Origin of the sequence: Citrobacter sp. 21OH12SH02A-Citro (assembly GCF_027919895.1) — a bacterium.
Classification (GTDB): Bacteria; Pseudomonadota; Gammaproteobacteria; order Enterobacterales; family Enterobacteriaceae; genus Citrobacter; species Citrobacter braakii.
Genome location: NZ_CP114801.1, coordinates 95,102 through 115,748, shown reverse-complemented (window position 1 = coordinate 115,748; position 20,647 = coordinate 95,102). Strand labels below are relative to the sequence as shown.

Below are 20,647 nucleotides of genomic sequence, written 5' to 3'. Positions count from 1 at the left end.
CCAGAAATAAGAGCTGCATATAGCTATTACCATCAGCACTATTATGACTGCCTGTTTCATATGTTTCCCTTTTTTACCAGTTAACGACCGTTCCATCTCTGGAAGCTATTTTAACGTTACCAGAACTAAAATCGCTGTAAGGTACCACTGTTCTCATGAATGAGGGTAAAACACCTTTTACAGGAAGAGCTAAAGCTGATTTCATCGGATCGGGAAATAAAATCGGTTGGAATGAGGTGTTTTTAAAAGAGCCGATTGGACCATAATAATCCCAACGTCTGAGGGCTTCCTCTTTGCTGACGGGCTGCAATAGCGGGAATGGGTTACTAGATGAGACTACGCGGTAGAACCCCAGCAAATCGGATACTAAATCCTCACCACTGAAACCGCTGTCGGTGTAAAGATAAAAGGGGAAATTTGACTGTAAACCTTCAAAACGATGAGCAAGCGCCATCATCATGGAAAGCGCTATACTATATCGTTCAAATAAGCTGCGCCCTTTTCTAATTCTCCATCTGATGAACTTCCCAATTGTGAGCCCTCCTCTTCCCATACTTTGAGTGTATTTTACATCGTAATAATCCTTTCCTGAATGCTCGTCTTGGTGCATATCCGAGAGTAACTTTCTGACATCATCTCCTCGAGCATGTCCCATATCTATCCACCCCAAAACTTCGGTGTATATTATCCCGCTTCTTAAATTTCCAGCCTCTCTGCCATCCTGAATTTCTTCTCTTACGCTCATACCTAGCACTCCAACGCACTAAATGCTGAAGATTTTGCTGTAAATGCACCCATACATATAGAAGCGATAGCTGAGGAAGTCATTTTTCAGAATAGAAGCCGCTGAATATCAGACTTTACTCAGAATAACGTCCCCAATGACATCTGGATGTGTAGTCGTTGTAAGAAATACCATTTTTGCAGCGCACCAAAGTACATACCACACCTAATAATCTCTCGCTGCAACATTCAAGGTATGACTGAAATACGAACCGGAGTGTCAATTTGTCCAGTGGTCGAGGGTGATAGTTTGGGTGAAATATGATACGTAGCCCACCCATAAACGACGGGGCTACGTGTTTTTCCCAACACTTCGGTTGTGACCCATCCAGTTCGAATTATATTTTCTCATCATTTATTGTCACTATTCATAAAGTAAAGCGCATGCCATAACGCATTTACAGCAAAATCACATTAGCTGTAGTTATTAAAATCGCTTCACCTTAGAAAATCTCAATCGTGACAATGCGCACAAATCGTTAACCTTAGCCCCAGCAAATCAGGGGGGAATACATGCTGTTACACGTTTTATATTTAATTGGTATTACTGCCGAAGCCATGACCGGTGCGCTTGCGGCTGGGCGTCGCCGTATGGATACATTTGGCGTCATTATCATTGCCACCGCGACGGCCATTGGCGGCGGCTCGGTACGCGACATTCTTCTCGGCCACTATCCGCTCGGCTGGGTAAAGCACCCTGAATACGTCATTATCGTGGCGACCGCTGCGGTACTCACCACCATTATTGCCCCCGTCATGCCCTATCTGCGTAAAATATTCCTCGTCCTGGATGCGCTGGGCCTGGTGGTCTTTTCTATTATTGGTGCCCAGGTGGCACTGGATATGGGTCATGGACCGATTATTGCCGTGGTCGCGGCGGTCACTACCGGAGTCTTTGGTGGTGTATTACGTGACATGTTCTGCAAACGCATCCCGTTAGTATTCCAGAAAGAATTGTATGCCGGCGTTTCATTTGCCGCTGCCGTGCTGTATATCGTGCTGCAACATTATGTCTCCAGCCACGATGTGGTGGTGATCTCTACCCTGCTCTTTGGCTTTACCGCCCGACTGCTGGCGCTGCGCCTGAAGTTGGGGCTGCCGGTATTTTACTATCGCCATGAAGGCCATTAAGGCATAAAGCCCGTGATCCGCTGAGCAGCTAACCAGTTGCTCAGCGCTGTGATCTCTTTATCCTCCAGCCACTGAATAACCTGTCGTGCCCGTCGCTCCCCCATGAAAGGAAGTTGCCGCCAGCTTTGTTCACTGCGTTCCCGTAACTGCTGCCACGATCCATCCCGACTGGCATTCAACGTTGCCTGTGTTAACGGTATTCCCATGGCAATCACCCAGCGCGTAAATGGAAGATGGCGTGACAGATTGAACTGATGCCACAGCTTCCCCCCTTTGTTCACGCCAAATGTGGACTGTAGCTGCTCCTGCGTTAATCCAAGCCAGGAAAAGATATGTTCAAAGCGATACGTCTGATGTAGCTCCCGCCATCCCGCCTCGCCCATACCCTCCAGCCCTAACACATCTTTGGCCCCCAGCCAGACGAGCCTGGCAACAAACTGTTCCTGACACTCCGCTGTGGCATAAAAACAAGTTAGTGAATTGAAGCGCCCCTCAGGTGGTGCTGGCTTATTACGCTGGGTGCTGCGCCAGACCACCTCATCTATACGGGGAATCCCCTGTCCGGCCAGACTTATCAGAATCTGATCGCCAGGCGCAATATCCCATTCATTCCAGCGCCGTACTGAGCCAATATTGACGCGCTGCACCCGCTTATCATCCAGCATGACGGGGACCAGCAATGCAACCACCGCAATTTTCCCGCTTTTGCCAACGGAAAACTGAATACCCGTCACCTCAGATACCCTGGCCACGGGAGGATATTTCCACGCTGCCAGCCAGTCTCCCTGTCCGGGTAGCCAGTATTGCGCCCGCGGTTCTTTTCCCGTTCGCACCACCACACCATCCGTCACAAAAGGTAACGCTGAAGTCCACCACCTGGCGCGCGCCTGCTCGACGTCATCCACACTCTTCACGGCCTGAGTATATCGTTGCGTGAAACTGAACCCGGCAGCAGTGAGTTGCTCAAGTCTTTCCGACATGGCAACTGGACCATCAGGCCAGGCCCAGATAAAAATAGCCAGCGAGCGTAACATTTCCGGGTTGCTCTGGCGCATCATCATTCCAGCAACCTTTGAGCGGGCGTTCATTCCCCCTCTCTGCTGCTGAATATGCCCTTGTTGCTGCAAAAATATCTCCCCCTGCAACGTACTGTTAGAAAGCAGCCCGCTGGTAGTACGTGGAACGGAAGGGATCTGAAGAACCTTTTGCGTCCAGTCTTCGCCTTTCAGACCGTTACCACGGCTAATCGCCCGTATCAGATTTCCATTGCGATAAACCAGCGTGACCGCCACGCCATCCACCTTCGGCTGCACCCAGAGATCGCTGCGAGCATGCATCCATTGCTGTAGCGCTTGCTTATCGGCAAGTTTTCGAACTCCCGTATGGGGAACGGGGTGCGAGACTGTTCCACTTATTGGGGGCGCAGATAGATCTGATGGGGCTTCATCGCCAAAACAGCGCTGCCATTGGATGAGTTGCGCATTGAGCTGGTCATAAACGGCGTCGTCTACGACACTTTCCCCTTGTTTCCAGTAACTGTCATTCCACTGTGTTATCTGCTGCTGTAGCCGTGAAATTTCCTCTTGTGCCCTGGCAGGCGACCAGACGGGGCATACCGCCCATGAGGGTAGATACCACATTAGCAAAACCAGCCCTATGCATTTCCATAATCCCATGCTATCTCCGCTGAACAGTACGTTTCCCGGCAGATATAACGCGAATTGAAATGGAAACAGAGAGGCAAAAAATCATCCTGCGCGCAACGTTCCTGACATTTGCACGAATTGCTGCAAATCGCGGATAAAACAGGAAACTGGTACGCAAAACGCAATAAACATGCGCAAAAAGTGTGACAAGGGCTACGTCACATAGCGGCTACGTGTATAATAAGCCCGTATGTAGGCTCTCTTTCGACAATCACATACATTAAGATACTCATGGCTCAAGGCACGCTTTATATTGTTTCTGCCCCCAGTGGCGCGGGTAAATCCAGCCTGATTCAGGCTTTATTAAAGACCCAACCGTTGTATGACACCCAGGTTTCTGTTTCGCACACCACGCGCGCACCGCGCCCGGGGGAAGTGCACGGTGAACACTATTTTTTTGTGAACCATGACGAATTCAGAACCATGATTGGCAGAGACGCGTTCCTGGAACACGCTGAGGTTTTCGGTAATTACTACGGCACCTCGCGTGAGGCCATTGAGCAAGTGTTAGCATCCGGCGTAGACGTCTTTTTAGATATCGACTGGCAAGGTGCGCAGCAAATTCGTCAAAAAATGCCGCATGCGCGCAGTATTTTTATTTTGCCACCATCTAAGATTGAGCTGGATCGCCGTCTTCGTGGCCGCGGTCAGGATAGCGAAGACGTGATCGCAAAACGTATGGCGCAAGCTGTTGCAGAAATGAGCCATTACGCCGAATATGATTATCTTATTGTGAATGATGATTTCGATACCGCCTTGGGCGATTTGAAAACTATCATTCGCGCCGAACGTCTGCGCATGAGCCGCCAAAAGCAGCGTCATGACGCTTTAATCAGCAAACTGTTGGCAGACTGAACCCACATTCAGTATCATGCCCAGTCATTTCTTCACCTGTGGAGCATTTTAAGTATGGCACGCGTAACTGTTCAGGACGCTGTAGAGAAAATTGGTAACCGTTTTGACCTGGTACTGGTCGCCGCGCGTCGCGCTCGTCAGATGCAGGTAGGCGGAAAGGATCCGCTCGTACCGGAAGAAAACGATAAAACTACCGTTATCGCGCTGCGCGAAATCGAAGAAGGTCTGATCAACAACCAGATCCTCGACGTGCGTGAGCGCCAGGAACAGCAAGAGCAGGAAGCCGCTGAATTACAAGCCGTTACCGCTATTGCTGAAGGTCGTCGTTAATCACAAAGCGGGTCGCCCTTGTATCTGTTTGAAAGCCTGAATCAACTGATTCAAAACTACCTGCCGGAAGACCAGATTAAGCGTCTTCGGCAGGCGTATCTCGTTGCACGTGACGCTCACGAGGGCCAGACACGTTCAAGCGGTGAACCCTATATCACGCACCCGGTAGCGGTAGCCTGCATTCTGGCCGAGATGAAACTCGACTATGAAACGCTGATGGCTGCGCTGCTGCATGACGTGATTGAAGATACCCCTGCCACCTACCAGGACATGGAACAGCTTTTTGGTAAAAGCGTTGCTGAACTGGTAGAAGGGGTGTCGAAACTTGATAAGCTTAAGTTTCGCGACAAGAAAGAGGCGCAAGCTGAAAACTTTCGCAAGATGATTATGGCGATGGTGCAGGATATCCGCGTCATTCTCATCAAACTCGCTGACCGTACCCACAACATGCGCACGCTGGGCTCATTACGCCCGGACAAGCGTCGCCGCATCGCCCGTGAAACCCTCGAAATCTATAGTCCGCTGGCACACCGTTTAGGTATTCATCACATTAAAACCGAGCTGGAAGAGCTGGGTTTTGAAGCGCTGTACCCGAACCGCTATCGTGTGATTAAAGAAGTGGTTAAAGCCGCTCGTGGCAACCGCAAAGAAATGATCCAAAAAATCCTCTCGGAAATCGAAGGGCGTTTACAGGAGGCAGGCATTCCGTGTCGCGTAAGTGGTCGCGAGAAGCACCTGTACTCTATTTACTGCAAAATGGTGCTCAAAGAGCAGCGTTTTCACTCCATCATGGATATCTACGCTTTTCGCGTTATCGTTCATGATTCCGATACCTGTTATCGCGTACTCGGCCAGATGCACAGCCTGTACAAACCTCGTCCTGGTCGCGTGAAAGACTATATCGCCATTCCGAAAGCGAACGGATATCAGTCTTTGCACACCTCAATGATCGGCCCTCACGGCGTCCCGGTTGAAGTACAGATTCGTACCGAAGACATGGACCAGATGGCAGAGATGGGTGTAGCAGCGCACTGGGCTTACAAAGAGCACGGCGGCGAAAGCAGCACCACCGCACAAATCCGCGCTCAACGCTGGATGCAGAGCCTGCTGGAACTGCAGCAGAGCGCCGGTAGCTCGTTTGAATTTATTGAAAGCGTCAAATCTGATCTCTTCCCGGATGAGATTTATGTTTTCACACCGGAAGGGCGCATTGTCGAACTGCCTGCCGGTGCAACGCCTGTCGACTTCGCCTACGCCGTGCATACCGATATCGGTCACGCCTGCGTCGGCGCACGCGTCGACAGACAACCTTACCCGCTTTCGCAGCCGCTCTTTAGTGGCCAGACCGTTGAGATTATTACCGCTCCGGGCGCCCGTCCGAATGCAGCGTGGCTAAACTTCGTCGTCAGTTCGAAAGCGCGCGCCAAAATTCGCCAACTGCTGAAAAACCTCAAGCGCGATGATTCCGTCAGTCTGGGTCGTCGACTGCTCAACCATGCCTTAGGCGGTAGCCGTAAACTGGCTGAGATCCCGCCAGAGAGCATCCAGCGTGAGCTTGAACGCATGAAGCTCGCCACCCTTGACGATCTGCTCGCGGAAATCGGTCTGGGTAACGCCATGAGCGTGGTGGTAGCGAAAAACCTCCAGCAGGGCGAAGCAACGGCAAACGTGCCAGCACAATCTGGCCACGGTCATCTGCCGATCAAAGGCGCAGATGGCGTGCTGATCACCTTCGCGAAATGCTGTCGTCCGATTCCTGGCGATCCAATCATTGCCCACGTCAGCCCGGGTAAAGGTCTGGTGATTCACCATGAATCCTGCCGTAACATTCGTGGCTATCAAAAAGAGCCAGAAAAGTTTATGGCGGTGGAATGGGATAAAGAGACAGAGCAGGAGTTCATCACCGAGATTAAGGTGGATATGTTTAACCACCAGGGTGCTCTGGCGAACCTGACGGCGGCAATCAACACGACCACCTCCAACATTCAAAGTCTGAATACGGAAGAGAAAGATGGCCGCGTCTATAGCGCCTTTATTCGCCTGACCGCTCGCGATCGCGTGCACTTAGCGAATATCATGCGCAAAATCCGCGTCATGCCGGACGTGATAAAAGTCACCCGTAACCGTAACTAGAACACGTTTTATGAATACTCAACGTTATGCACGTATTTGCGAGATGCTCGCACGTCGTCAGCCCGATCTGACCGTCTGCATGGAGCAGGTCCACAAACCTCATAACGTTTCTGCAATCATTCGTACTGCAGACGCGGTCGGCGTGCATGAAGTCCACGCCGTCTGGCCTGGTAGCCGTATGCGCACCATGGCCTCTTCTGCCGCAGGCAGCAACAGTTGGGTACAGGTGAAGACTCACCGCACTATTGGCGATGCGGTCACACATTTAAAAAGCCAGGGCATGCAGGTTCTGGCAACACATCTGTCAGATAAAGCCGTAGATTTTCGCGAGATTGATTACACGCGCCCCACCTGCATCCTGATGGGCCAGGAGAAAACCGGCATCACTCAGGAAGCGTTGGATCTGGCGGATCAGGACATCATCATTCCCATGACTGGCATGGTGCAATCGCTGAACGTTTCGGTCGCCTCCGCGCTGATTCTGTACGAAGCACAGCGCCAGCGGCAAAACGCCGGCATGTACCGACGAGAAAACAGCATGCTGGCGCAAGATGAGCAGCAGCGTTTGCTGTTTGAAGGCGGTTATCCGGTGCTGGCGAATGTCGCTAAGCGCAAAGGTCTTCCCTACCCCCACGTAAACACGCAGGGCGAAATTGAAGCCGATGCAACGTGGTGGGCCACTATGCAATCTGCGAGATAAACGCGATGAAAGGCCGTTTACTGGATGCCATCCCACTCAATTCTCTGACCGGCGTTGGCGCAGCGCAAAGCAGTAAACTGGCGAAAATTGGCCTGCACACCGTGCAGGACCTTCTGCTCCACCTCCCTCTGCGTTACGAAGACCGCACGCACCTGTACCCGATTGGCGAACTGCTGCCGGGCGTTTACGCCACCGTAGAAGGCGAAGTGCTGAACTGCAATATCACCTTCGGCGGACGCCGGATGATGACCTGTCAGATCAGTGATGGCTCCGGCATTCTCACCATGCGCTTTTTCAACTTTAGCGCCGCAATGAAAAACAGTCTCGCCACCGGTCGCCGGGTGCTGGCCTATGGCGAAGCCAAACGCGGAAAATACGGCGCAGAGATGATCCACCCGGAGTATCGCGTGCAGGGCGATCTCAGCACGCCGGAATTGCAGGAAACGCTCACGCCGGTGTATCCAACCACCGAAGGCGTGAAGCAGGCCACGCTGCGCAAACTGACCGATCAAGCTCTGGACCTGCTCGATACCTGCGCCATTGCCGAACTGCTGCCGCCAGAGTTGTTGCAAGGTATGATGAGCCTGCCAGAAGCTCTGCGCACATTGCACCGTCCACCGCCGTCACTGCAGTTGAGCGATCTGGAAACCGGTCAGCATCCAGCACAGCGACGTCTGATTCTGGAAGAATTGCTGGCGCATAACCTCAGCATGCTGGCACTACGCGCCGGGGCGCAACGTTTCCACGCCCAGCCGCTGCTCGCAAACAACGCGCTGAAAGATAAGCTTCTGGCGGCTCTACCGTTTAAACCCACCGGCGCCCAGGCCCGCGTTACCGCTGAGATCGAACGCGATATGGCACTGGATGTCCCCATGATGCGTCTGGTGCAGGGCGATGTCGGCTCAGGTAAAACGCTGGTTGCGGCGCTGGCCGCCCTACGTGCCATCGCACATGGTAAGCAAGTTGCGCTGATGGCCCCCACCGAACTATTGGCTGAACAGCACGCGAATAACTTCCGCAACTGGTTCGCGCCACTGGGCATTCAAGTAGGCTGGCTGGCAGGTAAACAGAAAGGCAAAGCGCGCCAGGCACAGCAGGAAGCTATCGCCAGCGGTGAGGTGCAGATGATTGTCGGCACGCACGCAATTTTCCAGGAACAGGTGCAGTTCAACGGACTGGCGCTGGTTATCATCGACGAACAGCACCGTTTTGGCGTACATCAGCGCCTGGCGCTGTGGGAGAAAGGTCAGCAGCAGGGTTTCCATCCACACCAGCTAATCATGACCGCCACCCCAATCCCGCGTACGCTGGCGATGACCGCCTATGCCGATCTCGACACGTCGGTCATTGACGAACTCCCTCCGGGGCGTACGCCGGTCACCACGGTGGCAATTCCGGATACCCGCCGCAGCGATATTATTGACCGCGTGCGCAACGCTTGTACCCATGAAGGGCGCCAGGCGTACTGGGTCTGCACGCTGATTGAAGAGTCTGATTTGTTAGAAGCTCAGGCCGCTGAAGCCACGTGGGAAGAGCTTAAACTGGTGCTGCCAGAGCTGAATATTGGCCTGGTACACGGCCGTATGAAGCCCGCAGAGAAGCAGTCGGTAATGGCGGCGTTTAAGCAGGGCGAACTGCAGCTGCTGGTTGCCACCACGGTGATTGAAGTGGGCGTAGACGTACCTAACGCCAGCCTGATGATTATTGAAAACCCGGAGCGCTTGGGCCTGGCGCAGTTGCACCAGCTACGTGGTCGCGTAGGTCGTGGCGCGGTGGCCTCCCACTGCGTCCTGCTCTACAAATCGCCGCTGTCAAAAACCGCGCAAAAACGTCTGCAGGTTCTGCGCGACAGCAACGACGGATTCGTGATCGCGCAAAAAGATTTAGAGATCCGCGGGCCCGGCGAGCTGTTGGGTACGCGCCAGACCGGAACGGCAGAATTCAAAGTCGCAGATTTGCTGCGCGATCAGGCGATTATCCCGGAAGTTCAGCGAATTGCCCGTCATATTCACGAACGTTACCCGCAACAGGCTGTGGCGCTGATTGAACGCTGGATGCCGGAAACCGAGCGCTACTCCAACGCATAGTAGATTCATAGCGGCGGCGGATGTGACTCCGCCGCACAGACATTATTGCGCAAAAATCGGCAGCAGCAGATACAGCTTAATCACCAGCGCATTGACGATATCGATAAAGAACGCCCCCACCATCGGCACCACCAGAAACGCCATATGGGATGGTCCAAAACGTTCTGTAATTGCCTGCATGTTGGCAATCGCCGTGGGTGTCGCACCGAGGCCAAAACCGCAGTGTCCGGCTGCCAGCACGGCGGCATCGTAGTTCTTACCCATCATGCGCCAGGTGACGAATATCGCGTACAGCGCCATGAAAATGGTCTGCACAACCAGGATTGCCAGCATCGGCAGGGCCAGAGAAGCCAGCTCCCACAGCTTCAGACTCATTAGCGCCATCGCCAGGAACAGCGAAAGGCTAACGTTACCCAACACCGAAACCGCGCGCTCGAACACCCGATAAAAACCCATTAACGCCAGGCCGTTACTGAGGATCACCCCAACAAACAGCACGCAGACGAAAGTCGGCAGTTCCAGCACCGTTCCGACCAGCATTTGTGCAACGATTTTACCCACCGTCAGACAGATGGCGATCAGCGCAATGGTTTCAATCAGCACCAGCGAAGTGATTATGCGTCCGACATCCGGCTTTTCAAATGCGGTAGGCACAGCCTGATCGTCCGGCATGCCGTCTGGCGTGGTAGAGTGTTTGACCAGATAGCGGGCCACCGGGCCGCCAATCAATCCACCCAGCACCAGGCCAAACGTTGCGCAAGCCATTGCCACTTCCGTCGCATTAGCGAAACCATAGCGCTCAATAAACAGTTTGCTCCATGCTGCCCCGGTTCCATGCCCGCCAGAGAGGGTTATCGAACCGGCGATCAGACCCATCAGCGGATCCAGACCCAGCAGAGTCGCCATACCAATACCGATGGCGTTTTGCATCAGCAGCAGGCCAACAACCACAATCAGAAAGATACCCACCACACGGCCACCCGCGCGCAGGCTGGCGATATTGGCGTTCAGGCCGATAGTGGCGAAGAATGCCAGCATCAGCGGATCGCGCAGGGTCATATCGAAGTTCACTTCCCAACCCATGCTTTTTTTCAGCACCAGCAGCGCAATCGCCACCAGCAATCCGCCAGCTACAGGTTCGGGAATGGTGTATTTTTTCAGGAAGGAAACAGACTGGACGAGCTTACGTCCCAGCAGCAACACAAGGGTTGCCGCAACCAGCGTTGATAACGTATCGAGATAAAACATTTACAACTCCATTAGTGCGTTTAGCACAATCACGCACGATGCATTCCAGACCGATTTTTAGCTCTTATTGAGTTTTCGGTGTGGATTTTAAGCAGAAAATCATGAAAAGTTATATAAAAATGTTTGTTTATCCGTTTTAAATATTAAGAACACCTGGTAGCAAACGTTTGCATTTCCGCCATGGTCAGATAAAATCACCGCTTTTCCACCATGGGATTGCCTCTGATGTCCGTTAACGTCGTAGAGTCAACAAATGCGCAACCGGTTGCGCAGACTCACAACAGTGAACTGATTTACCGTCTTGAAGATCGCCCCCCACTAGCCCAGACCCTGTTTGCCGCCTGTCAGCACCTGCTGGCCATGTTCGTCGCGGTAATCACCCCAGCGCTGTTAATTTGCCAGGCGCTCGGTTTACCGGCTCAGGATACTCAACACATTATCAGTATGTCGCTGTTCGCTTCCGGCGTGGCTTCTATCATTCAGATCAAAGCTTGGGGGCCGGTCGGCTCAGGGCTATTATCCATTCAGGGCACCAGCTTTAACTTTGTTGCGCCACTGATTATGGGCGGTACAGCGCTAAAAACCGGTGGTGCAGATGTCCCAACCATGATGGCGGCGCTGTTCGGTACACTGATGCTGGCAAGCTGCACTGAGATGGTTATCTCACGCGTACTGCATCTGGCGCGTCGTATCATTACCCCGCTGGTCTCAGGCGTGGTGGTGATGATTATCGGCCTGTCACTGATTCAGGTAGGTCTGACGTCGATTGGCGGCGGCTATGCGGCAATGAGCGACAACACCTTTGGCGCACCAAAGAATTTACTGCTGGCAGGCGTCGTGCTGGCGCTGATTATCCTGCTTAACCGCCAGCGCAACCCGTACCTGCGCGTTGCGTCACTGGTTATTGCGATGGCGGCAGGTTACCTGTTGGCGTGGTTTATGGATATGCTGCCGCAAAATACCGCGCCGGTAAGTCAGGACCTGCTGATGGTGCCAACGCCGTTGTATTATGGCCTGGGTATCGACTGGAGCTTACTGCTGCCGCTAATGCTGGTGTTTATGATTACCTCGCTGGAAACCATCGGTGATATTACGGCCACCTCCGATGTCTCCGAGCAGCCCGTTTCTGGTCCGCTGTACATGAAACGCCTGAAAGGCGGCGTACTGGCGAACGGTCTGAACTCGTTTGTTTCAGCCGTATTCAACACCTTCCCGAACTCCTGTTTTGGACAAAACAACGGGGTTATTCAGTTAACAGGTGTTGCCAGCCGCTACGTTGGTTTTGTGGTTGCGCTGATGCTGATCGCGTTGGGCCTGTTCCCGGCGGTCAGCGGTTTTGTACAGCATATTCCTGAGCCGGTACTCGGCGGCGCAACGCTGGTGATGTTCGGTACTATCGCGGCATCCGGCGTGCGTATCGTATCCCGCGAACCGCTGAACCGCCGCGCAATTCTGATTATCGCGCTGTCGCTGGCCGTCGGCCTCGGCGTTTCCCAGCAGCCGCTGATCCTGCAGTTCGCTCCGGACTGGGTGAAAAACCTGCTCTCTTCCGGCATTGCCGCAGGCGGTATTACCGCTATCGTTCTGAATCTGGTGTTCCCACCAGAGAAGCAATAAGCAAAATGCGGCGTTGATTCTGAATCAACGCCGCTGTAACGCTCTTTCACCATTCCCGCCTTGAGCATTGCGCCTAAATCGTGCATAACTTGACTATGTGCACTTCGCGGGATGGAAGACCATGAAATTTATTGGAAAGCTGCTTCTTTACGTGCTGATCGCCCTTGCAGTGGCGATCCTCGGCTTATATTTTCTACTGCAAACCCGCTGGGGCGCAGAGCACGTCAGCGCCTGGGTTTCGCAGAACAGCAGCTACCATCTGGCATTTGATGCCATCGATCACCGGTTTTCTTCTCCTTCCCATATTCTGCTGGAAAACGTCACCTTTGGCCGGGATGGTCAGCCCGCAACGCTGGTCGCCAAAACGGTCGATATTGGACTGAGCAGCCGCCAAATCACCGACCCGCTGCACGTAGACACCATCCTTTTGCAAAACGGCACGCTGAATCTTTCCCAGCAAACTGCGCCGCTGCCGTTCCAGGCCGATCGCCTGCAATTGCAAGATATGGCGCTTAACAGTCCCGGTAGCGAGTGGACCCTGAGCGCGCAGCGCGTTAACGGCGGAGTCATTCCCTGGAGTCCTGAAGCGGGTAAAATTCTCGGGAGTAAAGCGCAAATTCAGCTCAGCGCCAGTTCGTTGACGCTGAACGACGTCCCCACGACCAACGTATTGATTGAAGGCAGTATTGACCATGACCATGTGACGCTGAGCAATATTGGCGCAGACGTGGCGCGTGGCGCATTAACCGGCGTGGCACAACGCAATGCCGACGGTAGTTGGGTAGTGGAGAATCTGCGCCTGAACGATATTCGGCTGCAAAGCGATAAATCGCTGGCCGAGTTTTTTGCTCCGTTAAGCACTATTCCTTCCCTGCAAATTGGTCGTCTGGAAGTAACAGATGCCCGTCTGCAAGGCCCTGACTGGGCGGTGACGGATCTCGATCTGAGCTTGCGCAACATGACCTTCAGCAAGGACGACTGGCAAACTCAGGAAGGAAAACTGTCGATGAACGCCAGCGAGTTTATCTACGGCTCTCTGCACTTTTTCGATCCGATTATGAACGCCGAGTTCTCGCCGCAGGGCATAGCGCTGCGTCAGTTCACCACCCGCTGGGAAGGGGGAATGGTCAGAACATCCGGAAACTGGCAGCGCAACAACAAAGCGCTGGTCCTCGATGATGCCGCCATTGCCGGTCTGGAGTACACGCTGCCGGAAAACTGGAAACAGCTGTGGATGAAACCTCTACCAGGCTGGCTAGCCAGCCTGACGCTGAAGAAATTCAGCGCCAGCCGTAATCTGGTGATTGATATCGACCCGAGCTTCCCATGGCAGCTCACCGCGCTGGACGGCTACGGTGCTAACCTCGGGCTGGTGCAGAACAATCAGTGGGGGATCTGGAGCGGGAGCGCTAACCTCAACGCCGCTGCCGGCACCTTTAACCGCACCGACGTGCGTCGTCCTTCGCTGGCGCTGACGGCGAACAGCAGCACCATCAATATCAGCGAACTAAGCGCCTATACGGAAAAAGGGTTGCTGGAGGCCACTGCCAGTATTTCACAGTTGCCTCAGCGTCAAACTCAGGTCAGCCTGAACGGGCGCGGCGTGCCAATGACGATTCTGCAGCAGTGGGGATGGCCCGCACTGCCGCTTTCCGGTGACGGTAACATCCAGCTTACCGCCAGCGGCAATATTCAAGCCGATGCGCCACTCAAGCCAACGGTCAGCGGCAAGTTGCATGCGGTGAACGTGGAGAAACAGCAGGTAACGCAAACCATGCAGGCGGGCGTGGTATCCGGTAGTGAAGTTACCGCCCCACCCGCTGCGCAGTAAAATCTGACGGCCCGGCGGCGATTTGCCGACCGGGTCGCCGTTTATCGCTGTAAGCGCGCATATTCACTGCACAACAGCCACTTCACCGGCTCGTCCTCTTCTATCGCCGGGAAGCGACCGCCTGGCTCAAGGAAGTGATTGTCATGCAGGTCGTCATTGACCATCGAGATCTCCCAGCCCAGCACGAACGCTTTCTCCGCCCAAAAGCGATGATACAACCGCGGCGGCAGGCATACCCCCTGCCCCGGTTTCAATACCAGCGTCTCGCCAGCGTCAACGGAACGCCGCTGACCATCGACGCTAACCTCAACAATGCGCCGGGCATCATACCCGTCATCAGGCGTAGCCCACGCCAACTGCATACATAAATCACCGCCGCCGCGGTTAACGATATCTTCCATTTTATGGCGATGAAAATGCCATGGCGTCTGCTGATCCTGCTGAATCTGCAGCATCTTTTCGGCGTACGGTTTGGGGTAGCTGGCTGACCCTAACTGACCATTGCGCAACGTCAGTAACGTCAGCCCCGTTTGCGCAAAATCTCCGCGCCCAAAGTCGGTTATATCCCAGCCCAGTTGGAGATCGAGCACTTCACGCCACAGAGTGTGATCCTGTTGCCGCCAGGCATCAGCCGTAAAATACGCAAAGTCAGGCAGGCAAACCCGAAAAGTCTCGGCGATGGCATGCGCTTTATCGACGGCATAATTAATGTGTGAACGCTTCATTCCACTTTTCCTTGTTGCGAAAAAGGCGGGTCACCCCGCCTGTATGCGGTTAGTAAAGTGACGCTTTGCCGGTTGAGCCGAACAGTTTCATTTTGTGACGGATCACATCTCGCGCGGCGCTAATGGCTTCCGGGTAAATAACGTTCGGGTCCCACCAGGTTTCTTTCGCCAGGATTTCGCGGACTTTCTGGAAGTAAGCGTATTTCATATCGCTGGAAATGTTGATTTTGCCAACGCCCAGCGTAACGGACTCAGCAATTTCCGCATCCGGGTTCGCGGAACCTCCGTGCAGCACCAGCGGAATGTCTACTCGCCCAGCAATCTCGCGCAGGATGTGCATTTGCAGCTCTGGCTGCATCCCTTTCGGGTAGATGCCGTGTGCGGTTCCAATCGCCACCGCCAGCGTGTCCGCGCCGGTACGGGCGATAAAATCCTGTGCCTGATCAGGATCGGTATAAGTGACCTTCGATACACCGCCTTCCACTGACGTCCCGGTTTGACCAATCGTACCCAGTTCCCCTTCCACCGAAACGCCTACCGCATGCGCCAGCTTGACCACTTCGCGGGTCAGCGCCACGTTCTCTTCATACGGCAACAGCGAGCCATCAATCATCACCGAGGTAAACCCACACTGAATCGCCCGCAGGACATGCTCGACCGAAGCGCCGTGGTCCAGATGCAGAGTAAAGGGAACCGAGCTGCGCAGAGTGATATCACGGACGTAGCTAAAAAACGCATCGCCTACAAAATCATGTTCGCTGGGGTGAATGGAGATAATCGCCGGGGTATTGGTTGCTTCCGCTTCTTCCACTACTGCACGTACAAAGCAGCTGTCCGCCACGTTGAATGCGCCGATGGCAAAACCGTGCTGACGGGTAGGTTGCAGTAATTCTTTCATCGAAACTAACATGTTAATTCTCCAGTTTCAGGGTGTAGAAAGCCCTGCCAGTGCGTCGTCGCAGAGGCATAGAAGGCGTTACAGAAAATGAATCAGGCTTTGTCGATAGCGCCGCTGGCCTGCAGGTAAGGAATAATGGCTTCCTCGCAGGCCTGCTCCATCAGGGCCAGGGCATCAACGAGTTCACCGGATGTGTCGCGACACAGGGTATGCAGTAGTGCAGCCTTTCCGGCTTCGAAAACCGCCGCGCCAACGTTTATCTTGGCGACGCCAAACGTCGGGCAGCGCTGTAGCTGGTCAAACGGCGTCCCGCTGCCGCCATGCAGCGCCAGCGGCACCGTTGATAAACGGGCAATTTCCTCCAGTCGCTGGAAATCAATGGCGGGTATGACACCGGGCGCGTACATGCCATGTGCCGTGCCGACCGAGACCGCCAGTAAATCGATACCGGTCTGTTGGATAAAGGGCTCCACATCGGCGGCCTGGGTCATCAAATCAGCGTTAGCTGCGTGATCATAGCGCGGGGCGTCGGCCAGATGCCCCAGCTCACCTTCCACGCACAGAGAAACGCTGGCCGCGAGCTCGACCACCGCCCGTGTCTGGCGAATGTTCTCCTCCAGCGCAAAGGCGGAGGCATCGATCATTAACCCGCTGAATCCGGCGCGAAAAGCCTGGCGAATGCGCACTGGGTCCTTTCCATGATCCAGCGCCAGCGCGACCGGTATCGACGCTTCCTCTGCCAGCGTTTTGACGACCGCCACCGCTATCGGTGCAGGAAAATGGTCCAGATGCCCCTGATACAGATTCAGAATGATGGGCGCACGGTGTTTCTCAGCCACCCGCACCGCCGCACGGGCGCTTTCCAGGTTCATACAGTTGATGGCCAGCAGCGCGTACTGCTCGCGCCAGGCTTTCGTCACCATGCTTTTCATATCGGCAAACATACGGCCTCCGGTTATTCCAGGGTGAAGGTGATCTCTTCGTCTTTCAGCTTTTGATCGCTAAGTTCATCAAACTCTTCGTCACGTTCGGTCACCGGCTTCTTCCACAACGACAGCATGACGCCGCAAATCACCGTGCCAATCCCCAGCGCCAGGCAAAACAGTAGCGGATGCGTAAAGAGCGGGACCACGAACATGCCGCCGTGCGGTACCGGGCTTTCGACGCCCCACACCATAATCAGACCGCCCGCTATCGCCGAGGCCACCACGCAGGACCCCACCACGCGCAGCAGGTCGCGCGCCGCAATGGGAATGACCCCTTCGGTAATCATGCAGATCCCCATCGGGAATGCCGCTTTCAGCGCCTCGCGCTCCGCACGGGTGTACTTGTGACGCGTCAGCAAAAAGGAGAGCGTAATGCCGAACGGAGGGATTATCGAACCGACAAACTTCACCGCTTCCGGACCGTACACGCCGCTGACCAACATGCCGTCAGCAAATAGCGACATGGTTTTATTCACCGGTCCGCCAAAGTCGAATGTCGCCATTGCGCCAAGAATGGCCCCCATTAAAAAGCGTGACCCGCCCTGCATGGACTCCAGCAGATGAATCAACGCGTCCTGCAGCCAGGCTATCGGTTTGCCAATGAGCGTCATCATCAACAGGCCGCCAATGACGGTACTCAGTACCGGCAGCACCATGATGGGCATCAGCCCCTGCATCGACTGCGGCAAACGGATATAGCGCTTGAGCAGCAGGACGGTATAACCGACCAGAAAACCGCCCAGCATCCCGCCGATAAAACCAGTATGAATTTCACCGCAGACAAAGCCGACAATCAGACCCGGCGCGAATCCGGGGCGGTCAGCAATGGAGTACGCAATCGCCGCGCTAATCAGCGGTACGATTAACCCCATCCCCCAACCGCCAATCTGGTTGAGCATCCAGGGTATGGTTCCTGTTTTTTCACCCACGTTAGTGCCGCCAAGTATTTGCCCGAGAGCAATACAGATCCCGGCGGCAACAATTAACGGGATCATCCACGAAATCCCCGTTAATAAATGTCTTTTTATTTCCTGAGATAGCGGAATTTTATTTTCACTCATGTGAAATCCCTCCAGAATGGGGATCGCTACTGGTTATTATTAACTAATGATTTTTCGACCTTTTCAAGAAACTGAATCGGCGACTTTATGACAATTTCAGTTTTCACTCGCACAATACGTTTATTTAAAAATCGTTCCTCCCCTTTTATTTTTACATCCACAGCGAGAATCACGACATCAGCAGCAGAAATGTCCTCTGTCAGCAGTTCGTTTTCCGTGCCGATAGTCCCCTGGGTTTCGACTCTTATATTATGACCAAGCGCTTTAGCACCTTTAATTAACTTCTCACGGGCAATATAGGTGTGCGCAATACCCGCCGTACAGGCGGCAACACAAACAATATTCATAACATGCTCCACGTTTTATTTAGCAGACATTGGATTCAGCATATTGGCTAAAAAGCTCAATAATTTTCTGTGGACTGCTTTCGACTAACAGTTGTTCAATAATGTCGTCATCCGCCAACGCGCCGGCAACCTGCGAAAGCAGACGAATATGGGTAGTGTTTTGATCTTCAAGGCGTACGGCAAACAGAATGATGCAGCGCACGTTGCTGCCGTCCAGGGTTTCCCAGGGAATATCCTGGCGGGTACGCCCAATCGCCAGCGTGGTATTGACCACCGCCGAGGATTTCCCGTGCGGAATCGCAATATGATTTTCGAAGCCGGTCGAGCCTTCTGCTTCACGCTGCCAGACATCCTGAATAAACGTTTCCCGACAGCTAATTGCCCCATCTTTTTGCAGAATATCCGTCAGTTCCTCAATAACCTCCGTTTTGTTTGTGGCCTTCATATCCAAAATAACGCGATTTGTATTGAGTATTTTCGTGATGTCCATAAATCATACCTCATGGAGTTCAGACATTAATTTTCAACGACCAGCGACGTCGCCCGATGTAATTTTTCCGTAATGACCGTTTCTGTTACCCGCTTAATATCCGCATCATTGAAGAAGGCGGTGACATACACGACCGGCATGGCAACGGCAGGTAAATTGATCGTCGATACCACCAGTTCAATATCGTCCGTCAGGACGGAGGGCAAGCTGCCTGCCGACACCACGCCGACGATGGTCCAGTCCGGAAAGGCGCGCAGAATGCGGCTTTTGAGTAAGTGAGAGGTGCCGATACCGGTTGAGCAGACCAGCAGCACACGTTTACGCGCTATCTGACGCTCCATCGCGGCCTGAAAATGCACGGTTAAATATCCCACCTCATCATCCGACACAGCCCGCTCGCCCCAGCCGCTAAACACCCGATTTACCGCGCACTGAGTCAGACGCCAGACGTCCTGCAACTCGCCTTTAATGTCCTCCAGCAGCGGATTACGAATGCGGATCTGGTAGTTCAGGCGGTTAATCAGCGGCTTAATATGGATCAGCAATCCGTCATACAGCGCAGTGTCCTGGCTAAGATCGCAGTCAACCATTTCGGCGAAGGTGGCAATCAGCCGATGGGTAATCAAGCGAGCTTCGTCGCTGGAGTGCATATGGCCAATCACGCTCACATCGTTATGCTCTTCAATCACCATACCGGAGGAGATAATATATTGATAAATAAACCAGACTTCGTCTTCCGGCAGCGGGTGGGCAATGCGTTTTTCGATATGCTGAATCATGCGACTGGCAATGGAAAAGATGTTCTCATCACATGACTTGATGCTTTCTTCTTTTCTCGGTAGCGCATTGCCCCGCGTAATGCGGTACATCATGATCAGAATATGGGTAAAGATATTGACGTAATAAGGCTCGCCCAGCGACCAGCACAGATCGTTCTCCATTTCCTGCAACAGCGTCTGGACAAATAAAACGTCTTCTTCGCCGAAGTAATGCACTAACGCTTTATAACTGCCCGGATCAAGTCGTGAATAAATCACGCTTCCAGGTTCATTATGGTTAATCACACCGTTAATCAGCGACGCCATCGCCTGGCGCACCCCGCTCTCGCTGCCTTCAATGTGTGTGCCGCTCTGGCTGCGAATCAGCGACAGGCCCAGCGGGGTAATCCACGATTCAATCACTTTCAGATCGTTAACAATCGATGCACTACTAATAAAATAACGCTCGGATAATTTATTGATCGATGTTTCATGCGGCGTTTCACTTAATAATTGCGAGGCTATCTTAACCCGCCGTGAATTATTCATCATGCCGTCAGCATCATCACCCTCCGACCCTAATAACTGATCCAGATATAAAAGGTCAGCAATGTTATCGGCACTTAATATCACGCCCGCACCGGCACGTTTATCGATAGATATTTTCCATTCCGATAACCATTGTTCCAGTAACCGCAGATCGCGCTGGACCGTTTTCTCTGAAACAGATAAATATTCGGCAATTTTTAGCAGCGTAACATATTCCTTCCGGGACAGAAGAAACTTTAATAATCTGTTTTGTCGCGAGGTAATCATTTGCATTATTTACCCTTATTACATACCAGATTAAATATCTATACCCGTCATACTTCAAGCTGCATGTGCGTTGGCTTTCCTCGCTCACCCCTGTCACGTACTTATGTACGCTCAGGGGATTCGCTGCGTCGCCGCCTTCCTGCAA

At 53.4% G+C, this 20,647-nt stretch carries 18 protein-coding genes; 8 read left to right on the top strand and 10 right to left on the bottom strand.

The window, feature by feature from the left end:
• Positions 1–73 precede the first annotated feature (73 nt).
• Positions 74–745: a hypothetical protein gene (locus O6D90_RS00550; RefSeq protein ID WP_016157767.1), complete on the bottom strand. Its 672-nt coding sequence runs from the start codon at positions 743–745 to the stop codon at positions 74–76.
• 551 nt (positions 746–1,296) lie between these two features.
• Here O6D90_RS00550 and O6D90_RS00545 point away from each other — a divergent pair.
• Entirely contained in the window at positions 1,297–1,914 is a 618-nt protein-coding gene (locus tag O6D90_RS00545) for a trimeric intracellular cation channel family protein (RefSeq protein ID WP_003024049.1), read from the top strand.
• Here the strand turns inward: O6D90_RS00545 and ligB are convergent.
• Positions 1,911–3,590 (bottom strand): NAD-dependent DNA ligase LigB, encoded by a 1,680-nt coding sequence (ligB, locus tag O6D90_RS00540; RefSeq protein ID WP_016157768.1) that lies wholly within the window; start codon positions 3,588–3,590, stop codon positions 1,911–1,913. The two genes, O6D90_RS00545 and ligB, sit on opposite strands and share 4 nt — an antisense overlap.
• 261 nt (positions 3,591–3,851) lie before the next feature.
• Here ligB and gmk point away from each other — a divergent pair, with 261 nt between their 5' ends.
• Genes gmk through recG form a run of 5 tightly spaced genes read left to right on the top strand, consistent with a single transcriptional unit; the run spans position 3,852 to position 9,725 of the window.
• Entirely contained in the window at positions 3,852–4,475 is a 624-nt protein-coding gene (gene gmk, locus O6D90_RS00535) for a guanylate kinase (RefSeq protein WP_016155006.1), read from the top strand.
• Between the two features lie 54 nt (positions 4,476–4,529).
• A complete protein-coding gene (gene rpoZ, locus O6D90_RS00530; RefSeq protein WP_000135058.1) occupies positions 4,530–4,805 on the top strand; it encodes a DNA-directed RNA polymerase subunit omega in 276 nt (91 codons plus the stop codon).
• A gap of 18 nt (positions 4,806–4,823) precedes the next feature.
• Positions 4,824–6,938 carry a bifunctional GTP diphosphokinase/guanosine-3',5'-bis pyrophosphate 3'-pyrophosphohydrolase gene (gene spoT, locus O6D90_RS00525; protein WP_003024038.1) on the top strand — a complete coding sequence of 705 codons (2,115 nt, stop codon included), beginning with the start codon at positions 4,824–4,826 and terminating at the stop codon, positions 6,936–6,938.
• Positions 6,939–6,948: 10 nt separating this feature from the next.
• On the top strand, positions 6,949–7,638 hold the full coding sequence (gene trmH, locus O6D90_RS00520) for a tRNA (guanosine(18)-2'-O)-methyltransferase TrmH (RefSeq protein WP_016155007.1): 690 nt from the start codon (positions 6,949–6,951) through the stop codon (positions 7,636–7,638).
• Positions 7,639–7,643: 5 nt separating this feature from the next.
• Positions 7,644–9,725, top strand: coding sequence for an ATP-dependent DNA helicase RecG (gene recG, locus O6D90_RS00515; protein WP_016157769.1), 2,082 nt, complete (start codon positions 7,644–7,646; stop codon positions 9,723–9,725).
• 42 nt (positions 9,726–9,767) lie between these two features.
• Here the strand turns inward: recG and gltS are convergent, their stop codons facing one another.
• Positions 9,768–10,973, bottom strand: coding sequence for a sodium/glutamate symporter (gltS, locus tag O6D90_RS00510; RefSeq protein ID WP_016155009.1), 1,206 nt, complete (start codon positions 10,971–10,973; stop codon positions 9,768–9,770).
• Between the two features lie 225 nt (positions 10,974–11,198).
• Between gltS and xanP the strand changes: the two genes are divergently transcribed.
• Together xanP and O6D90_RS00500 are read left to right on the top strand one after the other, a co-directional pair.
• The gene (gene xanP, locus O6D90_RS00505; RefSeq protein WP_016157770.1) at positions 11,199–12,590 is read left to right on the top strand and encodes a xanthine/proton symporter XanP; all 1,392 of its coding nucleotides are present in this window, start codon (positions 11,199–11,201) and stop codon (positions 12,588–12,590) included.
• A gap of 121 nt (positions 12,591–12,711) precedes the next feature.
• Positions 12,712–14,421 carry an AsmA family protein gene (locus tag O6D90_RS00500; protein ID WP_016157771.1) on the top strand — a complete coding sequence of 570 codons (1,710 nt, stop codon included), beginning with the start codon at positions 12,712–12,714 and terminating at the stop codon, positions 14,419–14,421.
• A 41-nt stretch (positions 14,422–14,462) separates the two neighbouring features.
• Here O6D90_RS00500 and O6D90_RS00495 read toward each other — a convergent pair whose 3' ends face one another.
• The 7 genes from O6D90_RS00495 to O6D90_RS00465 form a co-directional block, all read right to left on the bottom strand.
• The gene (locus tag O6D90_RS00495; protein ID WP_016155011.1) at positions 14,463–15,146 is read right to left on the bottom strand and encodes a D-lyxose/D-mannose family sugar isomerase; all 684 of its coding nucleotides are present in this window, start codon (positions 15,144–15,146) and stop codon (positions 14,463–14,465) included.
• 49 nt (positions 15,147–15,195) lie between these two features.
• Complete coding sequence (locus tag O6D90_RS00490; RefSeq protein ID WP_016157772.1) at positions 15,196–16,056, bottom strand: ketose-bisphosphate aldolase; 861 nt, start codon at positions 16,054–16,056, stop codon at positions 15,196–15,198.
• 80 nt (positions 16,057–16,136) lie between these two features.
• A complete protein-coding gene (locus O6D90_RS00485) occupies positions 16,137–16,988 on the bottom strand; it encodes a class II fructose-bisphosphate aldolase (protein WP_016157773.1) in 852 nt (283 codons plus the stop codon).
• A gap of 11 nt (positions 16,989–16,999) precedes the next feature.
• On the bottom strand, positions 17,000–18,091 hold the full coding sequence (locus tag O6D90_RS00480; protein WP_016157774.1) for a PTS fructose transporter subunit IIC: 1,092 nt from the start codon (positions 18,089–18,091) through the stop codon (positions 17,000–17,002).
• A 26-nt stretch (positions 18,092–18,117) separates the two neighbouring features.
• Complete coding sequence (locus tag O6D90_RS00475; protein WP_016155014.1) at positions 18,118–18,438, bottom strand: PTS fructose transporter subunit IIB; 321 nt, start codon at positions 18,436–18,438, stop codon at positions 18,118–18,120.
• Positions 18,439–18,457: 19 nt separating this feature from the next.
• The gene (locus O6D90_RS00470) at positions 18,458–18,928 is read right to left on the bottom strand and encodes a PTS sugar transporter subunit IIA (RefSeq protein ID WP_016157775.1); all 471 of its coding nucleotides are present in this window, start codon (positions 18,926–18,928) and stop codon (positions 18,458–18,460) included.
• Positions 18,929–18,954: 26 nt separating this feature from the next.
• The gene (locus O6D90_RS00465) at positions 18,955–20,508 is read right to left on the bottom strand and encodes a BglG family transcription antiterminator (protein WP_016157776.1); all 1,554 of its coding nucleotides are present in this window, start codon (positions 20,506–20,508) and stop codon (positions 18,955–18,957) included.
• Positions 20,509–20,647: the final 139 nt, after the last annotated feature.

Coding starts and splice junctions, on each gene's coding strand:
- O6D90_RS00550 (WP_016157767.1), bottom strand. CDS start 745: ATGAGCGTAAGAGAAGAAATTCAGGATGGCAGAGAGGCTGGAAATTTA.
- O6D90_RS00545 (WP_003024049.1), top strand. CDS start 1,297: ATGCTGTTACACGTTTTATATTTAATTGGTATTACTGCCGAAGCCATG.
- ligB (WP_016157768.1), bottom strand. CDS start 3,590: ATGGGATTATGGAAATGCATAGGGCTGGTTTTGCTAATGTGGTATCTA.
- gmk (WP_016155006.1), top strand. CDS start 3,852: ATGGCTCAAGGCACGCTTTATATTGTTTCTGCCCCCAGTGGCGCGGGT.
- rpoZ (WP_000135058.1), top strand. CDS start 4,530: ATGGCACGCGTAACTGTTCAGGACGCTGTAGAGAAAATTGGTAACCGT.
- trmH (WP_016155007.1), top strand. CDS start 6,949: ATGAATACTCAACGTTATGCACGTATTTGCGAGATGCTCGCACGTCGT.
- recG (WP_016157769.1), top strand. CDS start 7,644: ATGAAAGGCCGTTTACTGGATGCCATCCCACTCAATTCTCTGACCGGC.
- gltS (WP_016155009.1), bottom strand. CDS start 10,973: ATGTTTTATCTCGATACGTTATCAACGCTGGTTGCGGCAACCCTTGTG.
- xanP (WP_016157770.1), top strand. CDS start 11,199: ATGTCCGTTAACGTCGTAGAGTCAACAAATGCGCAACCGGTTGCGCAG.
- O6D90_RS00500 (WP_016157771.1), top strand. CDS start 12,712: ATGAAATTTATTGGAAAGCTGCTTCTTTACGTGCTGATCGCCCTTGCA.
- O6D90_RS00495 (WP_016155011.1), bottom strand. CDS start 15,146: ATGAAGCGTTCACACATTAATTATGCCGTCGATAAAGCGCATGCCATC.
- O6D90_RS00490 (WP_016157772.1), bottom strand. CDS start 16,056: ATGTTAGTTTCGATGAAAGAATTACTGCAACCTACCCGTCAGCACGGT.
- O6D90_RS00485 (WP_016157773.1), bottom strand. CDS start 16,988: ATGTTTGCCGATATGAAAAGCATGGTGACGAAAGCCTGGCGCGAGCAG.
- O6D90_RS00480 (WP_016157774.1), bottom strand. CDS start 18,091: ATGAGTGAAAATAAAATTCCGCTATCTCAGGAAATAAAAAGACATTTA.
- O6D90_RS00475 (WP_016155014.1), bottom strand. CDS start 18,438: ATGAATATTGTTTGTGTTGCCGCCTGTACGGCGGGTATTGCGCACACC.
- O6D90_RS00470 (WP_016157775.1), bottom strand. CDS start 18,928: ATGGACATCACGAAAATACTCAATACAAATCGCGTTATTTTGGATATG.
- O6D90_RS00465 (WP_016157776.1), bottom strand. CDS start 20,508: ATGCAAATGATTACCTCGCGACAAAACAGATTATTAAAGTTTCTTCTG.